The sequence below is a fragment of the Neisseria perflava genome (assembly GCF_019334725.1).
In the GTDB taxonomy this organism is placed as follows: Bacteria; Pseudomonadota; Gammaproteobacteria; order Burkholderiales; family Neisseriaceae; genus Neisseria; species Neisseria subflava_A.
The window spans coordinates 1,378,155-1,396,401 of the sequence record NZ_CP079818.1 but is presented as its reverse complement, the minus strand read 5'-3'; the positions used below and the strand labels follow the sequence as shown (position 1 = coordinate 1,396,401).

The following is an 18,247-nucleotide window of genomic DNA, read 5'->3' as shown; positions in this document are numbered from 1 at the left end:
TGATTCGGCTTTAAAGAGAAAGGTCGTCTGAAAACGATTTAGCGCATTCTGCTATATCTGTTTTCAGACGACCTTTATATGTTCTTTTGCGTATAATACCGAACCAACCGCCGTCATTCCCGCGCAGGTGGAAATCCAGCCCCCTGCATTTCAGAAATACTCAAAGACTACTGTAAATTCAAGCTTCTGGATTCCCGCCTACGCGGGAATGACGGTCATAGGAAAATCAATGCATTACCCCAAATAATTAAATTAGAAAACTTAACTTTGATAGGAAGACTTAATGGCGAAAACAAAATATTCCGCACGGATCAATGGGGAACATATTGATGGAACGATAGAAATTATAAAAAGAATCGTCTTACATCTGCATGATATGGGCAAAACACAATTTAAGGTAAAAGATGTAGATGAACAGATTGAAGAACTAAAAAACCAATGGCAGATTACTCCTGACTATAATGATGATACACATGCTTCTTTGCATGTACTTAGTGTCAATTCAAACTCAAGGAAGCATTATCACGAATCAATGCACCAAGACTTTTTATGGTGGAAAAAAGGAGGAATATTTGAATTATACAAACCAACAAATTTTCAAATAAACTCAACCCAATCTTTGGAACAAGATCTCAGTAAACTCAAAGAACAATTAGCATCCGAAATTGAACCAGAAAAGCGAACCGAAATCGAAACCTTAATAAAAGCTCGTCAAGGGCAAGGCAGATTCCGGCAAAAACTACTCGAACTGTATCCGAGCTGTCCGCTGACCGGTCTAGATATCCAGCCTTTACTCATCGCCAGCCATATTAAACCTTGGAGCGTGTGCGATGATAACGAGCGTTTATGTCGCTTCAATGGTCTGATGCTCGCACCCAATATCGACAGATTATTCGATAATGGACTGATTACGTTTGATACCGACGGTACGATAAAAATCAGCCCGACAATCGATTCGGAAAATCAAAAGCGGTTGGGAATTTCTCCCGATATGAAATTAAAAATTCGACCGGAAAGCGAAAAATATTTCGAGTATCACCGCAACCATGTTTTCCCAAAAGAAGAATAAATAGTGTTGAACAGTCCGTTGATTTAAGGTCATCTGAAAACGGGTTGGCACAAAATCCGCTATACCTGTTTTCAGACGACCTTTTTGCGTCCTTTTGCATATAAAGACCAAACCGACCATCGTCATTCTATTAGCGTATTCTGCAAGCAAAAGCATCATTCCGTATAATCATAATCCCCCTTAGCTCCCCATCAGCTATAATCGACATATTCAGACGGCCTTTCCCGACATTATGACTCGACAAGCCTTTATCCTCAGCGATTGCGAATTTTCCGAATGCGGCGAAAAGCCTTACGCCCTGTTGACCGCGAATCCGACGAAGGAACACCACTTCATCGCCCAAACCGAGCAGCGGCAACATTCGCATAATCCGCAGGTCAGCCCGCAAAATCAAAACGTTTATCGCTTACCGCTGTCTATGTTCCATACTGGCGAAAAAGCCCGTGGCAAAGAACAAAACCGCAGCGAAGCGATAAGCGTCAACATCATCGGCAACTTGGCGGCGAAAAACCTCTATACGCTGACCTTTGTCGAAGACTCCGCCAACCAATACAATCTGGAAAGCTGGTTCAACCGTCATGAAAGCGGCTACGAAGATGCCTGCAACCACCTGCGCACCCTGCCTGCAGGCCGTCTGAAAACACCTACGGCAAATGCCGATACCGTCAAAGTACCGGATGCCTTGTGGCGGATATTGCGGCTGAAATTCCTCGGCATTCTGCGCAATCCGCACAACCACAAAAACCTGTTTGCCCACCGCCTGCACCAAACGCTTCGGGCGCGGCTGCCGGAAGTCGGTTTTGAATTTGTCCGCTTGATCAGCAAACGCGATCCCAAGCGCATCGAAGCCATTATGCAGGACTACCGTTTCACTTTTCTCGGCTATGTCGATTGGCTGGGTGGGCTTTACGGCATGTTGAGCGAAGGCGTGGCGCAGCCATCGTTGTTTGAACGGCTGTTTTGCAACATCTTTGCCGCACCCGAAGCCGTGAAAATCGAATTGTTCCGCTATCCGGAAAACATGGGGCTGTGCCTGTTTGGCGACAGCAGTTTCTGCCTGCAAGCCTCGGCCAAGCTATTCAGTGTCGGCGTTAATATTTCACACGATATGTTTGCCGTCGTCCATCTGCAAACCGACCGTTGGCACGCGTTTAAGAATACCTTTCATCACGACGCGCCCAAACTGCAAGGCCAAGTGCGGATTATCGACGGCGATCAAACCCAAAGATTGCTGTTCAACCGACTGTGCATCCAGCAAGCCCATGAAGCCGTATTCGGCCAAAGCCCTAATATCAAAGATTATTTAGAGGCCGTCTGAAACCCCAAACCAGAAGAAAGCATATGAAAATCACGCCAATCCAAGCCCTAAACGACAACTACATCTGGATGATTCAAGAAGGCAACCATGCTGCCTGCGTCGATCCGTCCGATGCCACGCCCGTTTTGAAATTCCTCGTCCACAACCGCCTGATGCTGGCGCAAACATGGATTACCCATCCGCATCCCGACCATACCGGCGGCGCAAAAAGCCTGTTCCACGGCTTTTTAGAATCCCCAATCTATGGCGAAAGTGACATCGACGTAGCGACGCATACCGTCACCGCAGGTACGCAGTTCCCGTTTGGCGAAGGCTTGGTTACCGTTTGGGCAACCCCCGGCCATACCGACCGCCACATCAGCTATCTGCTGGAAAATTCAGACGGCCTGCACGTTTTCTGCGGCGATACCTTGTTCTCCGCTGGTTGCGGCCGCGTATTTACCGGCACAATCGAGCAGCTTTACGACAGCTTCCACCGATTCAACCAGCTGCCCGAAGAAACGCTGTTTTATCCGGCGCACGAATACACCGCCTCCAATCTGCGCTTTGCCCAGCATATCGAGCCGGACAATGCCGACATTCAGACGGCCTTGGCCGCAGCCGAACACACGCCGACACTGCCCGTCAGCCTGGCACACGAACGCAAAGTCAATCCATTTTTCCGCGTACACCTGCCCCAAGTTCAGGCACGCGCCGAAGAATTGAGCGGACGAAAATTAAACAGCGAACTCGAAGTCTTCGCCGCCTTGCGTGAATTAAAAAATCAATTTTAATTGGGCTTACTCCCTAAAGAATAAGGCCGTCTGAACAATATCTGTTCAGACGGCCTTTATTTTTTAGGGATTATTCCCATTCAATCGTGGCAGGCGGTTTGCCGCTGACATCATAAACCACGCGGTTGATGCCTTTGACTTCGTTGATGATGCGGTTGGACACTCGACCAAGCAGCGAGTATGGCAGCTCAGCCCAGTGGGCAGTCATAAAGTCGCTGGTAATCACGGCACGCAAAGCTACGACATAATCGTAAGTACGGCCGTCGCCCATTACGCCGACGGATTTCACAGGCAGGAATACGGCAAAGGCTTGGCTGGTCAGATCGTACCAAGATGTGCCGTTTTCATCGGTAGTATTGCGCAATTCTTGAATGAAAATATCGTCTGCTTGACGGAGCAAGTCGGCGTATTCTTTTTTCACTTCGCCCAAGATACGCACACCCAAACCTGGGCCCGGGAACGGATGACGGTACACCATTTCACGCGGCAGACCCAAAGCGACGCCCAATTCGCGTACTTCGTCTTTGAACAAGTCGCGCAACGGCTCAAGCAATTTGAGCTTCATGTTTTCAGGCAGGCCGCCGACATTGTGGTGGGATTTGATGGCATGGGCTTTTTTGGTTTTCGCGCCTGCGGATTCGATTACGTCAGGGTAAATCGTACCTTGCGCCAACCATTTGGCGTTAGTGAGTTTTTTCTCTTCAGCGTCAAATACTTCGATAAATTCCGCACCGATGATTTTGCGTTTTTTCTCCGGATCGGTCACGCCGGCAAGTTTCGCCAAAAACTGCTCTTCGGCATCAACGTGAATCACGCGTACTCCTAAGTTGCGGGCAAACATGTCCATCACCATTTTGCCTTCGTTCAAACGCAACAGACCGTGGTCAACAAACACGCAGGTCAGTTGGTCGCCGATGGCACGATGAATCAGCGCGGCCGCTACGGAAGAGTCCACGCCGCCGGACAAACCTAAAATCACTTCGTCGCTGCCGACTTGTTCGCGGATTTTGGCAACGGCTTCTTCGATGTAGTTCGGCATGGTCCAGCTTGGTTGTGCGCCGCAAATATCCAAGACAAAGCGGTTTAACAACGCGCGACCTTGTTTGGTGTGGGTCACTTCAGGGTGGAATTGGATGCCATAGAATTGTTTCTCAGCGTTTTCCATCATGGCAATTGGGCAAGACGGGGTGTCGCCGATAACAGAGAAGCCGGTAGGCAGTTTGGAAACTTTATCGCCATGGCTCATCCATACGTCGAGCGTGTTGGGCGTATCGTCTTGAATGCCGCGTGTCAGCTCACTGTCGATGGTTTTAACTTGCGCATAACCGAATTCGCGTTGGTTGCCCGGGCTAACTTCGCCGCCCAAGTGGTGCGCCATAAATTGCATGCCGTAGCAGATGCCCAAAACCGGAATGCCCAAATCAAAGATGCCGGTATCGGCTTGATAGTCGGATTCGTAAACGGAATTAGGGCCGCCAGAGAGGATGATGCCTTTCGGGTTGAAGGCTTTGATTTCTTCCAAAGGCATATCGAAAGAATGCAGTTCGCAGTAAACGTGGGCTTCGCGCACGCGGCGGGCGATCAGCTGGGTAACTTGCGAGCCGAAGTCGAGAATAAGGATTTTGTCTTGAGTCATGGCGGAAACTTTGCAAAATGTAAGAAAACGGTGCGGCCGTAAGGGCAAATTTTAAATTTAAACCACAATAAAAAAGGCCGTCTGAGTCGGCGGATTATACCATTGTTCAGACGGCCTTTATAGGGCAAAACCCAAATCTCTCATCTTTCTATTTTGTGTGTTTTTCAGGAATCATATCGCTACGCGAGAGCAACAGCAGGCAACCCAACACGACCATGCCGATGGCCAATAACGGCGAGAGGTAAATCCAGTAGCTCATGTGCAGATAAATGGCTGTACCGATATAAACCAGCATCGGACCGGAAACGATGGACTGTTTATTGATGCCGTCCATAATCAACACGGCAAAGCCCAAAATAATTAATGCGCCGGCAATCATGGTTGATGTCGCAGGCAAAATATCCGTAGCACGTAAAAACCAAATCGCACCAAAGATAATCAAAAACAAAGGCAGAAAAAGTGAGGGGCGGGACATAACAACGCTCCGTAAAGGTTTCAGACGGCCTGTATTATTAGGTGCGCCGGCCATGCAGGCAAGATATAAAAATGCAATCTTGTGTGTAATTATGCAAAGGTTGGCACAACAAAAAGGCCGTCTGAACAGCGGCAAACCGAAATCGAATATTTCAATTTATCCTGTTACAGACGGCCTTTTAAATCATCAGGCTTTGCCAGTGCTGCCGAATCCGCCTTCACCGCGCTCGCTGGCGGCAAACTCGTCCACAACCTTAAACGCAGCTTGGACAACCGGCACAATCACCATTTGCGCGATGCGCTCCATCGGCTCGATGGTAAACGCTTCTTTACCACGGTTCCACAGAGAGACCTTCAATTCGCCTTGATAATCCGAGTCAATCAAACCGACCAAGTTACCCAAAACAATACCGTGTTTATGACCCAAGCCAGAACGCGGCAACAAAACGGCTGCGTAAGCAGGGTTGGCCAAATGCACCGCCAAACCGGTCGGCACGAGATACACATCGCCCGGCTGCAATACAACAGCTTCATCCAAGCAGGCACGCAAGTCCAAACCGGCGGAACCGGGCGTTGCATAAGCAGGCAGGGAATCGGCCATTTTCGGATTTAAGATTTTCAGTTCGACTTCGGTTTGCATGACAGGACTCCGTATTGTTCTATATTGGAAAGGGCTACGATTATACACAAATGCCCTTGAGGCCGTCTGAAAAAACGGAGTATGATTCAGTCAGACCTAAGGAGAAAATCATGGATCTGCACAATATCCGCGAAGATTACAGCAAGCGCGAGCTGTCGGAAGCCGAATGCCACGCCGACCCGATTGTCCAATTTGAGCAATGGCTGAACGAAGCCATTCACGCCGAAGTCAACGAGCCGACAGCGGTCAACGTTGCCGCCGTGGGCGAAGACGGCAGGCCCAACAGCCGCATGGTACTGCTAAAAGAAGTCAACCCAAAAGGCTTTGTTTTCTTTACCAATTACCACAGCCGCAAAGGCCGCTCCTATACGGCGCACCCCTTTGCCGCTATGACTTTTTTCTGGCCGGAACTCGAACGCCAAGTGCGTGTTGAAGGACGCATTGAAAAACTCGACGCCGCCGCTTCGGACGAATATTTTGAAAGCCGCCCGTATACCAGCCGTATCGGCGCATGGGCAAGCGCGCAAAGCGAAGTGATTTCCAGCAAAGCCGTCTTGGTGGCCAAAGCCGCGGCCGTCGGTGTCAAACATCCCCTGCATGTTCCCCGCCCGCCGCATTGGGGCGGATACCTCGTTATTCCCGACCGTATCGAATTCTGGCAAGGCCGTCCCAGCCGCCTGCACGACCGCATCCAATACCGCCTGGTTGACGGCAACTGGATACGCGAACGCCTTTCACCATAATTTTCGGATTTTCAAACAAAAATTTACTGGTTGAGTTACAATACAGCCTTTCATCGGCAGGCCGTCTGAATCTGATTTTCAGACGGCCTTTTCCCCCAATCCAACCCCTGCCGCAACCGCCGCAGAAGAACCGCTTTTTCAAGCGAGTTAGGAAAAATCATGTCCAAACAGCCTTCCAGCAAACGCCAATGGCGCGACGGCGTATCATCTACCGCCAAAAAACCTTCCAAACCGGCCAAATCCTTTGCCAATAAAAAACGTCCAGACGACGAACGCAAAACATCAGGCAAACCTTACGGCCAAAAAGTTTCAGACGGCCCCAAAGCTCAAAATACCGCGCCTAAACAACGAGCCGCCAAAGCCAAAAAACTGGTTGTCCGCAATCCCAACCAAAAAATCATGGAGCACGCCCGCGATTTGAAAGAACGCCGCAGCGACCTTTCCCGCTTCGAACCCGAGCGCCTGCAAAAAGTCCTGGCCGCTTCCGGCGTCGGCTCACGTCGCGAAATGGAAGAATGGATCAGCAACGGCTGGGTAACGGTCAACGGCCGCGTAGCCCAACTGGGCGAAAAAGTTACGCCCGAGGACCACGTTACCGTCAAAGGCAGCATCATCAAACTCAAATGGGCAGACCGCCTGCCACGCATCATCCTCTACTACAAACAAGAAGGCGAAATCGTTTCCCGCGATGACCCACAAGGCCGCGTCAGCATTTTCGACCGCCTGCCGCAAGCAGCCAGCAGCCGCTGGGTGGCCATCGGCCGTTTGGACATCAATACCAGCGGCCTTTTGATCCTGACCACTTCAGGCGAACTGGTTCAACGCTTTGCCCACCCTAGCTTTGAAGTCGAACGTGAATACGCAGTGCGCGTATTGGGCGAGCTGACCACCGAACAAATGCGCGTCCTGACCGAAGAAGGCGTCATGCTCGAAGACGGTTTGGCAAAAGTCGAACGCATCTACGAACAAGGCGGCGAAGGCGCAAACAAATGGTACAACGTCGTCATCAAAGAAGGTCGCAACCGCGAAGTACGCCGTATTTTTGAAAGCCAAGGCCTGACCGTCAGCCGCCTCGTCCGCGTAGGTTTCGGCCCCATCGGTCTGCCAAACCGCCTCAAACGCGGCCAGTTCTACGAACTCAATCCGGCAGAAGTCGCCAACATTATCAAATGGGCGGATATGCTGCTGCCTGGTGAACGTCGCCGGAAGAAAAGTTAATGTAAGATAAATCGGAGCTGAGGCCTTTACAAAATCGTCTCAGCCCGACAAAATCTTGCCTAAGTCATAAAAATAGTGGGTATTGAAAGGATTTTCCTTATCCAACACATTCATCGGGCTACCATGCCCGACAAACAATACAGGCATTTTTTTCATCACTGCCTCCTTAATATTTGATGAGGCGGATTGTACGGATAAATGATTAAGCAATAAATCTCAATTTACGAACAGCATATTTTCCAAATAGGAAATAATGGGATATTCTTTGGCTTGCTGCAAAGTTAAAAAGAGGTCCGAAGATTCGGATTTCAATAGCAATACCTAAGTCAATCTAGTAAATCTGCCTAGAAGCACTTAATTCTATGACTGATAACTCAACGCCAGAATATTATTTTTTAATAGCAAATTATAAAAAAATGTCGTCTGAAAAATAAACTTGGTTTTCAGACGACCTTTTTATCTTAGAAAGATTAGAAAAATTTTCAATATAGAGATGGTAGAGCAATATTATTGACCATCTTTAAACTATACGTTCAGACGATTTTTATCTATTAGATTGAAAATGTGCAACAACACATTTTGCACTCGGACAGTTTGGATGCGTGGCAGCATTTTCGATTGAAAATTCCCAATATTTAATCATCTTCTTAGCAAAGCCAACTTTGTTTCCCGGTCCTCTGGCAGAACCGGTTTCTTTGACAATTTTGCTGATTCTGTCCCAAGGCAATTCGGGCGTCTCTTCCGGAAACTGTTCTCCCTCAAAATCTTCAATTTCTAAAAATTTTTTCATGGCTTGAGTATCTGCTAGAAACCATGCTTCTATCGCTTTAACCGCAATAAAATAGGCAGTAATTTTCGCGTGGCTGATTCTTTCCTTAACACCTTCAACAGGGAGTCCGTCCGAATCCGTCAAAATATACAGTCTTTCTGCTCCATTTGCTTCCAAAACACCAATAAAGGGCTCAATATTATGAGGCAATAAATTACCTGCGCCATTGGCATCAACAACAGGTTCAATCAATTCAAAATCATTCCTGTGTAAAAAGGTCTTGAATGCCTCTGATTCGATAATAATCTTTTCGCATGACCCTTCAACAATAAATCCGACTTTTACCATGGCAATCCTCCTCCCAGCAGATTGGTCAGCCAAGCCGTATCTAACGGAATTTTGTTTTTATCGACACCGGACTTCCGAACATCTTTAATTTGGGTTTTGCCTTGAGATTTACTGACAAAATACAACTCTTCCAATTCCAAGCTACGCACTACCGATTCACTATGAGTTGTCAGAATAATTGGATGGTGAGGGCTTACATATTCACGTATAAAGCCGATCAGTTCACTGATAGCTTTCGGATGTAAGCCACGCTCAGGTTCTTCAATGATGGTAATGCCGGGCTGTTTTACACGCGTTAAAACGGCAACCAACAAACATAAGGCATAAATTGTGCCGTCCGAAACCATATGGGCGGGGAAACGATTACCGCTGTCTTCCTCGAAAAATAACCCTTTTGAGTCATCAATTTTTTGCGTTTGAACAGAGAGTTGCTGCATTTCGGGGACAATCACACCCATCCATTCAATGATTTGCTCGCGTAATTCGTCGTTATCCTCAAGATGTTCTAACACTGCAGCAATATTGCTACCGTCTGTATTCAGCTTTTCAGGGTTATTGGCATTATTGCGAAGATCTTTGATTTTAAAAGGATCTATACGAAATATCTTTACATCTTTAAGTAAATTAAATGAATTATTTTGGTACAATATGCTGGTATCTAATGAATTTTTATTATCACTTAAAAATTTAAGAATAATACCCGTCATTGCACCTTTAACGATTTCCTTACTCATTTCATCACTATTTTTTAATGCCCCCAAAACAGTTCCACCAGTTATCCCTAATAAAATTGAGGATAGATATTCTACAAACTTATTTTCATTTCCTTCTTTTTTCTTTAATTCTAATTTTCGAGCTTCCTCACTACTGTCAAAAATAGTTTTTCCATTTTTAAAAATTTTCAAATATTCATGTTTCACCGATACAGGCACTGTAGGCAATGAGGGGAGTAACGATGATTTACTTAGAAGAATATCTATTTCATATTCATATACTTGTTCTTCAATCTCTGCATTTATTCGATAGCTGATAATCTCATTTTTCTGTTTTGGATCAATTAAGTTTTTCACACCACCAAACTCAGATACTGCCTTGCTCACTCCCATATCAATCACTTTTGATAAAAATGCCAAGGCATCGACAAAATTGCTTTTACCCGTACCGTTTGCCCCCGCTAAAACCATAAAAGGAGAAACATCTTTTAGCTCTACATTTTGGATACTTTTAAATCCTTTAATTTCCAAATAGTTAATTTTCATTTTTAATTCTCTTGAATTTATCAACAAAACGTGTTTGAAAGCATACAGAGCATTTCATAGGATGGCAACCTTTTTCTTGTGCAAAAATCAAGCTATACTATTGTTTTAAAAAACATTATTCTTACATGAATTCTCAGATAAGTATCAACTTTGCTAGAACGCCGTTTTTAAAATATTGGTATAAAAATTTTTCCGAAACTCTTTTCAGACGACCTCGGCATCGCGTGGATAGCACAGTATGAGCTTGGCAGATGCACTCCATTCGGGACAACTGGTCGAGCTCTTCCCCGAATACGCCATTACTTACGATCCGCTTTACCTCTATTCCCCAGCCGCCGCGGGCATTCGAATGTGTTTAAGTTGATTGTGGATGTGCTGCGGGTAGAGGTCGTCTGAAATTTGACGCCATCCCGTCCAAGTGTTATTAATAATTCCTATTCACAAACAAACAGGAATAAACATGAAAAAAGTTGGTAACAAAGTAGTCGTTGTGGGCTTGGGTGCGGTCGGTGTCAGCTACGCCTATTCCATGCTCAACCAAGCCTTGTGCGACGATATGGTTTTAATCGACATCAACCGCACGCGTGCTGAAGGCGAGGCGCGCGACTTCCGCCACGGAATGCCTTATGCCGCTTCGCCTGCACGCATTTACGTCGGCGATTACGATGATTGTTCGGATGCAGACATCGTGTGTATTTGCGCGGGCGCGGCGCAGGCACCCGGCGAAACCCGTTTGGACTTAATCAACAAAAACCTGCGCATCTTCCACGACATCGTTTCGAAAGTCATGGCTTCCGGCTTTGACGGTATCTTCTTGGTTGCCTCCAATCCTGTGGACGTACTGTCTTATACCGTTCTGCGCTTCTCAGGCCTGCCCAAAGAGCGCGTTATCGGCTCGGGCACCATCCTTGACTCCGCCCGTTTCCGCGTTTGCTTGGGCAACGAGTTCGACGTCGCGCCTTGGAGCGTCGATGCCATGATGATCGGCGAACACGGCGACAGCATCATTGCGCTTTGGAGCACCGCCAACATCGCCGGTATGTCGGTTCAGAAGATGCTGGAACAATCGGAAGACGGGCAGGCGCGTATGGACAAAATCTATAACAACGTGCGCAATGCCGCCTACGAAGTCATCGCCGCCAAAGGCACGACCAGCCACGGCATCGGCATGGGCTTAAGCCGCATCTCCAACGCCATCCTGCACAATCAAGGCGTCGTATTGCCCGTTTCCACCTTGCTAGAAGGCGAGTTCGGACAAAACGGTGTGTATATCGGCGTACCGACCGTCGTCAACCGCCAAGGTGCGGTACGCATCATTGAACGATGAAGCCGAACGCTTTGCCCGCTCGGCGGAGCTGTTGAAAAGCTATCAACGCAAAGTCGATGAAATGGTCGGATAAATAGAATAGCCTCTGAATAAAACGTCGTCTGAAAACTGGAAATCTGGTTTTCAGACGACGTTTGCTATGTAGGAGGAAGTTAAACCGTCAATAGTCTAAATTCAAATAAAAAATACCTATATCTAAGTTACTTTATTCTCGTTACGCAATTTACCGGTTGTCGTCATTCCCGCCCCCGCCTACGCGAGGACAGGCTACGGCGGGAATCTATTTTTGAAATTCGGAAACTGTTTTTCAAATAAGGGTTTCTCAAGTTTTACGATGGATTCCCGCCTGCGCGGGAATGACGGTGCTAATCCGCCTATAACAAACGTCGTCTGAAAACCAAATTTCCGGTTTTCAGACGACGTTTTCTGTTCACAAACCTAAGCGTTATTTCTCTGCTTTCAACACCCGTTGACGGCGGGTTTCGCTCAATACCATGCCTGCGCTGACGGAAACGTTCATGCTTTCTACCGTGCCAAACATTGGAATCGATACCAGCATATCGCAATGTTCGCGCGTCAGGCGGCGCATGCCTTCGCCTTCGTTGCCCATTACCCAGGCCACGCTGTCGGGCAAGTCGCAGTGGTAAAGGTCGGAGTCGCCGCCCATGTCCGTGCCGACAATCCAAATGCCGTACTCTTTCAATTCACGCAAAGTACGGGCAAGATTGGTTACGGTAATATACGGCACAGTTTCCGCCGCACCACAGGCAACTTTGCTGACGGTCGCATTCAGGCCGGCGCTTTTGTCTTTGGGCGCAATCACGGCATGCACGCCCATCGCATCGGCAGTACGCAGACACGCGCCGAGGTTGTGCGGGTCGGTAATGCCGTCCAATACCAGCAAAAACGGCGGTTCGCTCAGGTTTTCCAACACATCTTCCAAGTGAACATGGTTTTTGGAGGCATCGATAAACCCGACCACGCCCTGATGACGCGCCCCTTTGCTGATGGCATTCAGGCGGTCGGCATCAGCAAAATGCACGCGTACGTTTTCAGAGGCCGCCTTATCCAATACATCGCGGGTGCGCGCATCGGATTTGCCCTCTTGGATATAGAGTTCGGTAATCGATTTCGGGTTTTGCCACAAACGGGCATTGACGGCGTGAAAGCCATAGATGAGTCGTTGGTTTGCCATGTTTTTGCTTTATCAAAAAATTCAGACGGCCATTATAACAAGTAAGGCCGTCTGAAAATTTTTTATTTCATCAAATAACCGAGTATGCCCGAAGTGCCAACGCCGATTAAGACCGTTACCAACATCGAAAACCGGCTGGCCGCCAATACCGTCAAAGCAATGGCAATCAGCTCATGCGGTTTATCTGATACAAAATAAGGTGCAATCACGGAAATCAACACACAGCCCGGCGCGGCCTCCATAACCACTTGCGCGCGACGGCTCAACGTACGGTTGCGTAATGCAAAAAAGCCGATTAATCGGGTTGAATAGGTAACAGCCAACATGCTTAAAAACAGCAGAAACGATTGCAGCGACAACAAATCCTTCATTTTTGCTCTCCCCACAAATACGCCGCCAACAAGCCAGACAACGTTCCGGCCGGAACATACCATGCGCCATCCACGGTCAAATAGGTTGCGCACGCCACAATCAGGCTGACAAACCAAGGGCGTGAAGCCGCAAAGCTCTTCCACATCCCGCGCAGCAACACCAAAAACACTGCAGGAAACGCCATGCCGAAGCCCCAAGCCGCCACATCGCCGAACATCGGACCGACTGCCGCGCCAAACGCCGCAAAACCAATCCAAGTTACATACAAAATAAAGCACACGCCGGCATAAAACGGCATATTGAACGCAGGCAAACCTGCCGCCTTACGCTTTTGAATTTCAGCAAACGCCATTGCCCAGCTTTCATCACACATTACAAACAGCGCAGGCATCGCCTTTTTCAGCGGCATATCCCTCATATAGGGCGCAATCGCCGCACCCATCAGGATATGGCGCGAATTGATCATAAACGTTACCGTTGCAATCAGCAGAATCGGCAAGGGATTTGCCCACAAATTGACTGCGGCAAATTCCGAACCTCCGGCAAAGTTCATGCCCGTCATCAGCAGCATTTCCAGCCAACTCATGCCCTTTTGTCCGCCCTGCATGCCCAAAATCAGCGCCCACGGCAACAAGCCGATCAGCATGGGGGAACATTCTTTGATACCGCGCAGAAATTCAGACTGCGGGGAAATAGTATGACTCATTTTAATTGAAACGGTTTATCAAAAAGAAGCGACGTATTATAAAGCATGCCGTCTGAACAAGGGTATAATACGGAAAAATAGATTTATCACGGAAACCGATATGACCCACACCGTCCATCTGCAATTTGAAGAAATTGACAATACCGTGTTGCAACGCCTGTGCGGCGCGCTCGACAGCAATCTCGAAGTCTTAGGCAAAGCCCTTGATATCCAAATCAGCCGCCGCTTCGAACATTTCACCTTCATGGGCGAACTGGCACACGCCGGCCGCCGTGCCTTGCTATCGCTTGCCGAAGCCGCAGAAAAAGGCGACTTGGACGACAACGCCATCAGCCTCGCGGCCGTTGAAGCCAAAACCGCAGATGAAAAACACGAAGAAAAACACCACGACCAACAATACTATTTCCGCACTAAACGCGGCAGCATCGGCGGCCGCACACCGCGCCAAAACGGCTATATCCGCGCCTTGCTCAACCACGATGTCGTGTTCGGTTTAGGCCCTGCCGGTACAGGCAAAACCTATCTTGCCGTTGCCGCCGCAGTTGATGCCATGGAAAAACACCAAATCGAACGCATCGTTTTGGTGCGCCCTGCAGTCGAAGCAGGCGAAAAATTAGGCTTCCTGCCGGGCGATTTAGCGCAAAAAGTCGATCCCTACCTGCGACCGCTTTATGATGCGCTTTATGACTTGATGGGCTTTGACCGCGTAACCAAACTGATGGAAAAAGGTTTGATTGAAATTGCGCCGCTGGCCTATATGCGCGGCCGTACCTTAAATGGCGCGTATGTCATCTTGGACGAAGCGCAAAACACCACGCCCGAACAAATGAAAATGTTCCTAACCCGTATCGGCTTCGGTGCCAAAGCAGTCATTACCGGCGACATCAGCCAAATCGACCTGCCGCGCAACATCAAATCCGGCTTGAAAGATGCACGCGAAAAACTGCGCGACGTAGAAGGCCTGTATTTCCACACCTTCACCAGCGAAGACGTTGTCCGCCATCCTTTGGTACAGAAAATCGTCGAAGCCTATGAAGCAGCAGAAGAACAAGCTGAAAAGAAAAACGACGAATAATCTTTTCAAATACTTAAGGCCGTCTGAAAATCAAATTTCAGACGGCCTTTCTACATCATTCTCCCTATAATACTGCTATAATCCGAAAATCAAGTAAAACAAAGACTTCAAAAGGAAAAATATGACCCTCAAGCCACCCGTCCGAATCGCCGTTACCGGCGCAGCAGGCCAAATCGCCTACGCCACCCTTTTCCGTATCGCAGGCGGCATCATGCTAGGACGCGACCAACCCGTTATCCTGCAGCTGCTCGACCTGCCGCAGGCACAACAGGCATTGCGCGGCGTAATTATGGAAATGCAGGATTGCGCCTTCCCACTCCTTGCCGACATCTTCGCCACAGATGACCCCGAAGTCGCCTTCAAAGATGCCGACATTGCCCTCTTGATTGGAGCGCGCCCGCGCACGCAAGGCATGGAGCGCGCCGATTTACTGCACGCCAATGGCGAAATTTTCAAAGTACAAGGCGCGGCGTTGAACAAAGTTGCCAATCGCAACGTTAAAGTCCTCGTCGTCGGCAATCCGGCCAATACCAACGCCTACATCGCCATGAAATCCGCACCCGACATCCCGCCGGAAAATTTCACCGCCCTGATGCGTCTCGACCACCACCGTGCCGTCAGTCAAATTGCCGAAAAAATCAACCGCCCGATTACTTCCATCGAGCAAATGTGCGTCTGGGGCAACCATAGCCCGACCATGTACGCCGACTACCGCTACGCCACCAGCAACGGCGAGTCCGTCCAAGACATGATTACCGAACCCGACTGGAACACCGAAGTCTTCATGCCGAAAATCGCCGAACGTGGTGCCGCCATTATTGCCGCACGCGGTTCATCATCCGCGGCCTCCGCCGCTAATGCCGCCATCTACCACCTGCGCGACTGGTTGCTCGGCAGCAGTGGTAAATGGATAACCATGGGCGTTCCATCCGACGGCTCTTACGGCATTCCCGAAGGTTTGATTTTCGGCTTCCCCGTCATTTGTAACGAAGGCAGCTACCGCATCGTCCAGGGCTTGGATTTGTCGGACGAATTCAGCCAAAAACGTATTGCCGCTACGCTGGCCGAATTGGAAGAAGAGCGTTCAGCCATCCAGGATCTACTCTAAAACAAAGGCCGTCTGAAAACCAAATTTCAGGCGGCCTAAATAATTAAATGCCCGTTCTACAATCATTTTTAAAAACTAGAATGGTACTCTTTGTCCTTGTTTATCTTTAAGATGCCATTGACCTGCCGGTGTACAACCGCCACCACTACCACCGACAGCATAATGATCACAATTCGGATCAAGACGTTTTCCTTGAGAATATGAGCCATTTGTCAAACCATCCCCATCAAAGGAACTGCACGCGCCGGTAAAAGCTACGCAAAACAGGACTAAAATTTTCTTAAACATTCACATCACCTTTTTTCAAACATTGCAGCCTAGATAAAGTTCCCACGCTATCGATATAAGCCACACTGTGTGAGCAAAAAGAACCAATCCTGCCTTGCTCACTGTTGTATTGCCGCCGATATAGGTACCAAAATTTCCGCTGCCTTCGCTTAAAGAAAAACTAACTCCATAAATTTGGAATACACATATAATGAAATTAAAAACATATAAAATAGTTATTAAGCTAATTTAATATACATATGACAAAATTTTTGAAACTTTGTTTCTTATGGTTTTGCTTTTTTACAAAGCTCGTTCTAATAATATCAAAATTAACAAGTAGCTTTACTGCATTTGAAAAAGGTCGTCTGAAAACCAAATTTCAGACGGCCTTTACTGTACAGCCTTATTCCGCTACATCAATGCACAAATATTTCAATTCTAAATACTCGTCCGCACCATATTTGCTACCTTCGCGTCCCAAACCGCTGCGTTTCACGCCGCCAAACGGTGCCACTTCATTACTGATTAAGCCCGTATTGATGCCGACCATGCCGTATTCCAAGGCTTCGCCGACGCGCCACTGACGGGCGGTGTCGGAGGTAAAAAGGTAAGCTGCCAAACCGTATTCCGTATTGTTTGCAGCCTCGACGACTTCGGCTTCGGTTTCAAAACGGAACACCGGACACAAAGGTCCGAAGGTTTCCTCGTGAGCTACCGCCATTTGCGCCGTAACGCCGCTTAAAACGGTCGGCTCAAAAAACGTTCCGCCCAATGCGCTGCGTTTGCCGCCGGTCAGGCAACTTGCGCCTTTAGCCAATGCGTCGGCGATGTGCTGCTCTACTTTCTCCACCGCTTTTTCCTCAATCAGCGGTCCTTGGTTTACGTTATCTTCCAAGCCGTTGCCCAATTTGAGCGCAGCCACTTTTTCACTCAATTTGTGACAAAATTCCTCGTAAATGCCGGATTGAGCGTAAACGCGGTTGGTGCAGACGCAGGTCTGACCGCTGTTACGGAACTTGCTGGCGAGCGCACCTTCGACGGCTTTGTCTAAATCGGCATCGTCAAACACGATAAACGGCGCATTGCCGCCCAGTTCTAAGCTAAGTTTTTTAATGTCTGCCGCACTGTCGGCAAAAATTTTTGCGCCGACTTCGGTTGAGCCGGTAAAGCTGATTTTGCGCACAGTTGGATTTGTGGCAAATTCATGGCTGATTTCCGAAGCACTACCGCTGACAACAGGCAACAAATCCTGTGGTACGCCCGCTTCATAAGCCAAAACGACTAATGCATACGCACTCAAAGGCGTGAGTGATGCTGGTTTGACTATCATCGCGCAACCCACCGCCAAAGCAGGCGCAGCCTTGCGTGCAATCATCGCAGATGGGAAGTTCCACGGCGTAATCGCAGCGGTAACACCGACAGGCTGTTTCAATACAACCAGTTTTTGCGATGCTTTCACACTTGTCAGCACATCGCCGTCAATCCGCCGCGCCTCTTCCGCAAACCAGCGCACAAACGAAGCCGCATAATCAATTTCACCACGCGCCTCAGTCAGGCTTTTGCCCTGCTCCATCGTCATGATACGCGCCAGTTCTTCTTTGTTTTCTTTAATTAAAAAATACCAACGCCACAACACATCGGCCCGTTCCAACGCGGTTTTTGCTGCCCATAATTTTTGTGCCGTCTCTGCCTTTTGAATCAAAAGCTTCAGGCCGTCTGAACCAGTCTTACGGACAAATGCCAAAGCCTCACCTGTTGCAGGATTATCAACTCTAATGGCATCTGGAATCGGAGAAAAGGAAACATCGGGATGATTGAGAAAACGGGCAAAATTTTTCATGAGAAACAACCTTTCTAAAACCGAGGATATACGTTCATTATCATATTCATACCAAGAAAGCGCAACTGAATCGCAAAATAAGACAACAGCAAAGGCCGTCTGAATAT

At 48.2% G+C, this 18,247-nt stretch carries 17 protein-coding genes and 2 pseudogenes; 8 read left to right on the top strand and 11 right to left on the bottom strand.

Annotated features, from left to right (window positions below; all coding sequences use genetic code 11):
- Window positions 1-283: 283 nt before the first annotated feature.
- The 3 genes from LPB400_RS11055 (at window position 284) to gloB (ending at window position 3,160) form a co-directional block, all read left to right on the top strand.
- Window positions 284-1,069 carry an HNH endonuclease gene (locus LPB400_RS11055; protein WP_225905477.1) on the top strand — a complete coding sequence of 262 codons (786 nt, stop codon included), beginning with the start codon at window positions 284-286 and terminating at the stop codon, window positions 1,067-1,069.
- Window positions 1,070-1,301: 232 nt separating this feature from the next.
- Window positions 1,302-2,387 (top strand): hypothetical protein, encoded by a 1,086-nt coding sequence (locus LPB400_RS06750; RefSeq protein WP_107791880.1) that lies wholly within the window; start codon window positions 1,302-1,304, stop codon window positions 2,385-2,387.
- Between the two features lie 23 nt (window positions 2,388-2,410).
- Window positions 2,411-3,160 (top strand): hydroxyacylglutathione hydrolase, encoded by a 750-nt coding sequence (gene gloB / locus LPB400_RS06745; RefSeq protein WP_107791879.1) that lies wholly within the window; start codon window positions 2,411-2,413, stop codon window positions 3,158-3,160.
- A gap of 70 nt (window positions 3,161-3,230) precedes the next feature.
- On the opposite strand, the gene guaA is transcribed toward gloB, so the two are convergent.
- From guaA to dut, 3 genes are all read right to left on the bottom strand, one after another.
- Window positions 3,231-4,796: a glutamine-hydrolyzing GMP synthase gene (gene guaA / locus LPB400_RS06740; RefSeq protein WP_107791878.1), complete on the bottom strand. Its 1,566-nt coding sequence runs from the start codon at window positions 4,794-4,796 to the stop codon at window positions 3,231-3,233.
- A 148-nt stretch (window positions 4,797-4,944) separates the two neighbouring features.
- Window positions 4,945-5,271, bottom strand: coding sequence for a hypothetical protein (locus LPB400_RS06735; protein WP_039862324.1), 327 nt, complete (start codon window positions 5,269-5,271; stop codon window positions 4,945-4,947).
- Between the two features lie 186 nt (window positions 5,272-5,457).
- Window positions 5,458-5,910 carry a dUTP diphosphatase gene (dut, locus tag LPB400_RS06730; RefSeq protein ID WP_003680707.1) on the bottom strand — a complete coding sequence of 151 codons (453 nt, stop codon included), beginning with the start codon at window positions 5,908-5,910 and terminating at the stop codon, window positions 5,458-5,460.
- A gap of 110 nt (window positions 5,911-6,020) precedes the next feature.
- Between dut and pdxH the strand changes: the two genes are divergently transcribed.
- Together pdxH and LPB400_RS06720 are read left to right on the top strand one after the other, a co-directional pair.
- The gene (gene pdxH, locus LPB400_RS06725; protein ID WP_003686383.1) at window positions 6,021-6,653 is read left to right on the top strand and encodes a pyridoxamine 5'-phosphate oxidase; all 633 of its coding nucleotides are present in this window, start codon (window positions 6,021-6,023) and stop codon (window positions 6,651-6,653) included.
- Between the two features lie 159 nt (window positions 6,654-6,812).
- Window positions 6,813-7,871, top strand: coding sequence for a pseudouridine synthase (locus LPB400_RS06720; protein ID WP_219088524.1), 1,059 nt, complete (start codon window positions 6,813-6,815; stop codon window positions 7,869-7,871).
- A gap of 81 nt (window positions 7,872-7,952) precedes the next feature.
- Here LPB400_RS06720 and LPB400_RS06715 read toward each other — a convergent pair.
- The 3 genes and pseudogenes from LPB400_RS06715 to LPB400_RS06705 form a co-directional block, all read right to left on the bottom strand.
- Window positions 7,953-8,027 (bottom strand): annotated as a pseudogene (locus LPB400_RS06715) (dioxygenase); the annotation flags it as partial.
- 388 nt (window positions 8,028-8,415) lie between these two features.
- Complete coding sequence (locus LPB400_RS06710) at window positions 8,416-8,988, bottom strand: DUF4276 family protein (protein WP_219088522.1); 573 nt, start codon at window positions 8,986-8,988, stop codon at window positions 8,416-8,418.
- Window positions 8,982-10,247: an AAA family ATPase gene (locus LPB400_RS06705; protein ID WP_219088520.1), complete on the bottom strand. Its 1,266-nt coding sequence runs from the start codon at window positions 10,245-10,247 to the stop codon at window positions 8,982-8,984. Before LPB400_RS06705 ends, LPB400_RS06710 begins: the two co-directional genes overlap by 7 nt.
- 460 nt (window positions 10,248-10,707) lie before the next feature.
- Here LPB400_RS06705 and LPB400_RS06700 point away from each other — a divergent pair.
- Window positions 10,708-11,647, top strand: a pseudogene (locus LPB400_RS06700) (L-lactate dehydrogenase).
- 372 nt (window positions 11,648-12,019) lie between these two features.
- On the opposite strand, the gene rlmB reads toward LPB400_RS06700, so the two are convergent.
- From rlmB to LPB400_RS06685, 3 genes are all read right to left on the bottom strand, one after another.
- Window positions 12,020-12,769: a 23S rRNA (guanosine(2251)-2'-O)-methyltransferase RlmB gene (rlmB, locus tag LPB400_RS06695; RefSeq protein WP_049322071.1), complete on the bottom strand. Its 750-nt coding sequence runs from the start codon at window positions 12,767-12,769 to the stop codon at window positions 12,020-12,022.
- Between the two features lie 62 nt (window positions 12,770-12,831).
- On the bottom strand, window positions 12,832-13,140 hold the full coding sequence (locus LPB400_RS06690) for an AzlD family protein (protein WP_003680717.1): 309 nt from the start codon (window positions 13,138-13,140) through the stop codon (window positions 12,832-12,834).
- Window positions 13,137-13,847 carry an AzlC family ABC transporter permease gene (locus LPB400_RS06685; RefSeq protein WP_219088518.1) on the bottom strand — a complete coding sequence of 237 codons (711 nt, stop codon included), beginning with the start codon at window positions 13,845-13,847 and terminating at the stop codon, window positions 13,137-13,139. Before LPB400_RS06685 ends, LPB400_RS06690 begins: the two co-directional genes overlap by 4 nt.
- A gap of 100 nt (window positions 13,848-13,947) precedes the next feature.
- Between LPB400_RS06685 and LPB400_RS06680 the strand changes: the two genes are divergently transcribed.
- Complete coding sequence (locus LPB400_RS06680) at window positions 13,948-14,922, top strand: PhoH family protein (protein WP_219088516.1); 975 nt, start codon at window positions 13,948-13,950, stop codon at window positions 14,920-14,922.
- Window positions 14,923-15,043: 121 nt separating this feature from the next.
- Window positions 15,044-16,030: a malate dehydrogenase gene (locus tag LPB400_RS06675; protein WP_219088514.1), complete on the top strand. Its 987-nt coding sequence runs from the start codon at window positions 15,044-15,046 to the stop codon at window positions 16,028-16,030.
- A 75-nt stretch (window positions 16,031-16,105) separates the two neighbouring features.
- Here the strand turns inward: LPB400_RS06675 and LPB400_RS06670 are convergent, their stop codons facing one another.
- Together LPB400_RS06670 and LPB400_RS06665 are read right to left on the bottom strand one after the other, a co-directional pair.
- Window positions 16,106-16,318, bottom strand: coding sequence for a hypothetical protein (locus tag LPB400_RS06670; RefSeq protein ID WP_219088512.1), 213 nt, complete (start codon window positions 16,316-16,318; stop codon window positions 16,106-16,108).
- Window positions 16,319-16,703: 385 nt separating this feature from the next.
- On the bottom strand, window positions 16,704-18,140 hold the full coding sequence (locus LPB400_RS06665; RefSeq protein WP_219088510.1) for an NAD-dependent succinate-semialdehyde dehydrogenase: 1,437 nt from the start codon (window positions 18,138-18,140) through the stop codon (window positions 16,704-16,706).
- Between the last annotated feature and the right edge of the window lie 107 nt (window positions 18,141-18,247).

Excerpts from the sequence above, each read along its gene's own strand:
- pdxH (WP_003686383.1), top strand. The coding sequence starts at position 6,021 with ATGGATCTGCACAATATCCGCGAAGATTACAGCAAGCGCGAGCTGTCG.
- LPB400_RS06705 (WP_219088520.1), bottom strand. The coding sequence starts at position 10,247 with ATGAAAATTAACTATTTGGAAATTAAAGGATTTAAAAGTATCCAAAAT.
- LPB400_RS06685 (WP_219088518.1), bottom strand. The coding sequence starts at position 13,847 with ATGAGTCATACTATTTCCCCGCAGTCTGAATTTCTGCGCGGTATCAAA.
- guaA (WP_107791878.1), bottom strand. The coding sequence starts at position 4,796 with ATGACTCAAGACAAAATCCTTATTCTCGACTTCGGCTCGCAAGTTACC.
- LPB400_RS06670 (WP_219088512.1), bottom strand. The coding sequence starts at position 16,318 with ATGTTTAAGAAAATTTTAGTCCTGTTTTGCGTAGCTTTTACCGGCGCG.
- LPB400_RS06690 (WP_003680717.1), bottom strand. The coding sequence starts at position 13,140 with ATGAAGGATTTGTTGTCGCTGCAATCGTTTCTGCTGTTTTTAAGCATG.
- LPB400_RS06665 (WP_219088510.1), bottom strand. The coding sequence starts at position 18,140 with ATGAAAAATTTTGCCCGTTTTCTCAATCATCCCGATGTTTCCTTTTCT.
- rlmB (WP_049322071.1), bottom strand. The coding sequence starts at position 12,769 with ATGGCAAACCAACGACTCATCTATGGCTTTCACGCCGTCAATGCCCGT.
- LPB400_RS11055 (WP_225905477.1), top strand. The coding sequence starts at position 284 with ATGGCGAAAACAAAATATTCCGCACGGATCAATGGGGAACATATTGAT.
- dut (WP_003680707.1), bottom strand. The coding sequence starts at position 5,910 with ATGCAAACCGAAGTCGAACTGAAAATCTTAAATCCGAAAATGGCCGAT.
- LPB400_RS06750 (WP_107791880.1), top strand. The coding sequence starts at position 1,302 with ATGACTCGACAAGCCTTTATCCTCAGCGATTGCGAATTTTCCGAATGC.
- LPB400_RS06680 (WP_219088516.1), top strand. The coding sequence starts at position 13,948 with ATGACCCACACCGTCCATCTGCAATTTGAAGAAATTGACAATACCGTG.
- LPB400_RS06735 (WP_039862324.1), bottom strand. The coding sequence starts at position 5,271 with ATGTCCCGCCCCTCACTTTTTCTGCCTTTGTTTTTGATTATCTTTGGT.
- gloB (WP_107791879.1), top strand. The coding sequence starts at position 2,411 with ATGAAAATCACGCCAATCCAAGCCCTAAACGACAACTACATCTGGATG.
- LPB400_RS06720 (WP_219088524.1), top strand. The coding sequence starts at position 6,813 with ATGTCCAAACAGCCTTCCAGCAAACGCCAATGGCGCGACGGCGTATCA.
- LPB400_RS06675 (WP_219088514.1), top strand. The coding sequence starts at position 15,044 with ATGACCCTCAAGCCACCCGTCCGAATCGCCGTTACCGGCGCAGCAGGC.
- LPB400_RS06710 (WP_219088522.1), bottom strand. The coding sequence starts at position 8,988 with ATGGTAAAAGTCGGATTTATTGTTGAAGGGTCATGCGAAAAGATTATT.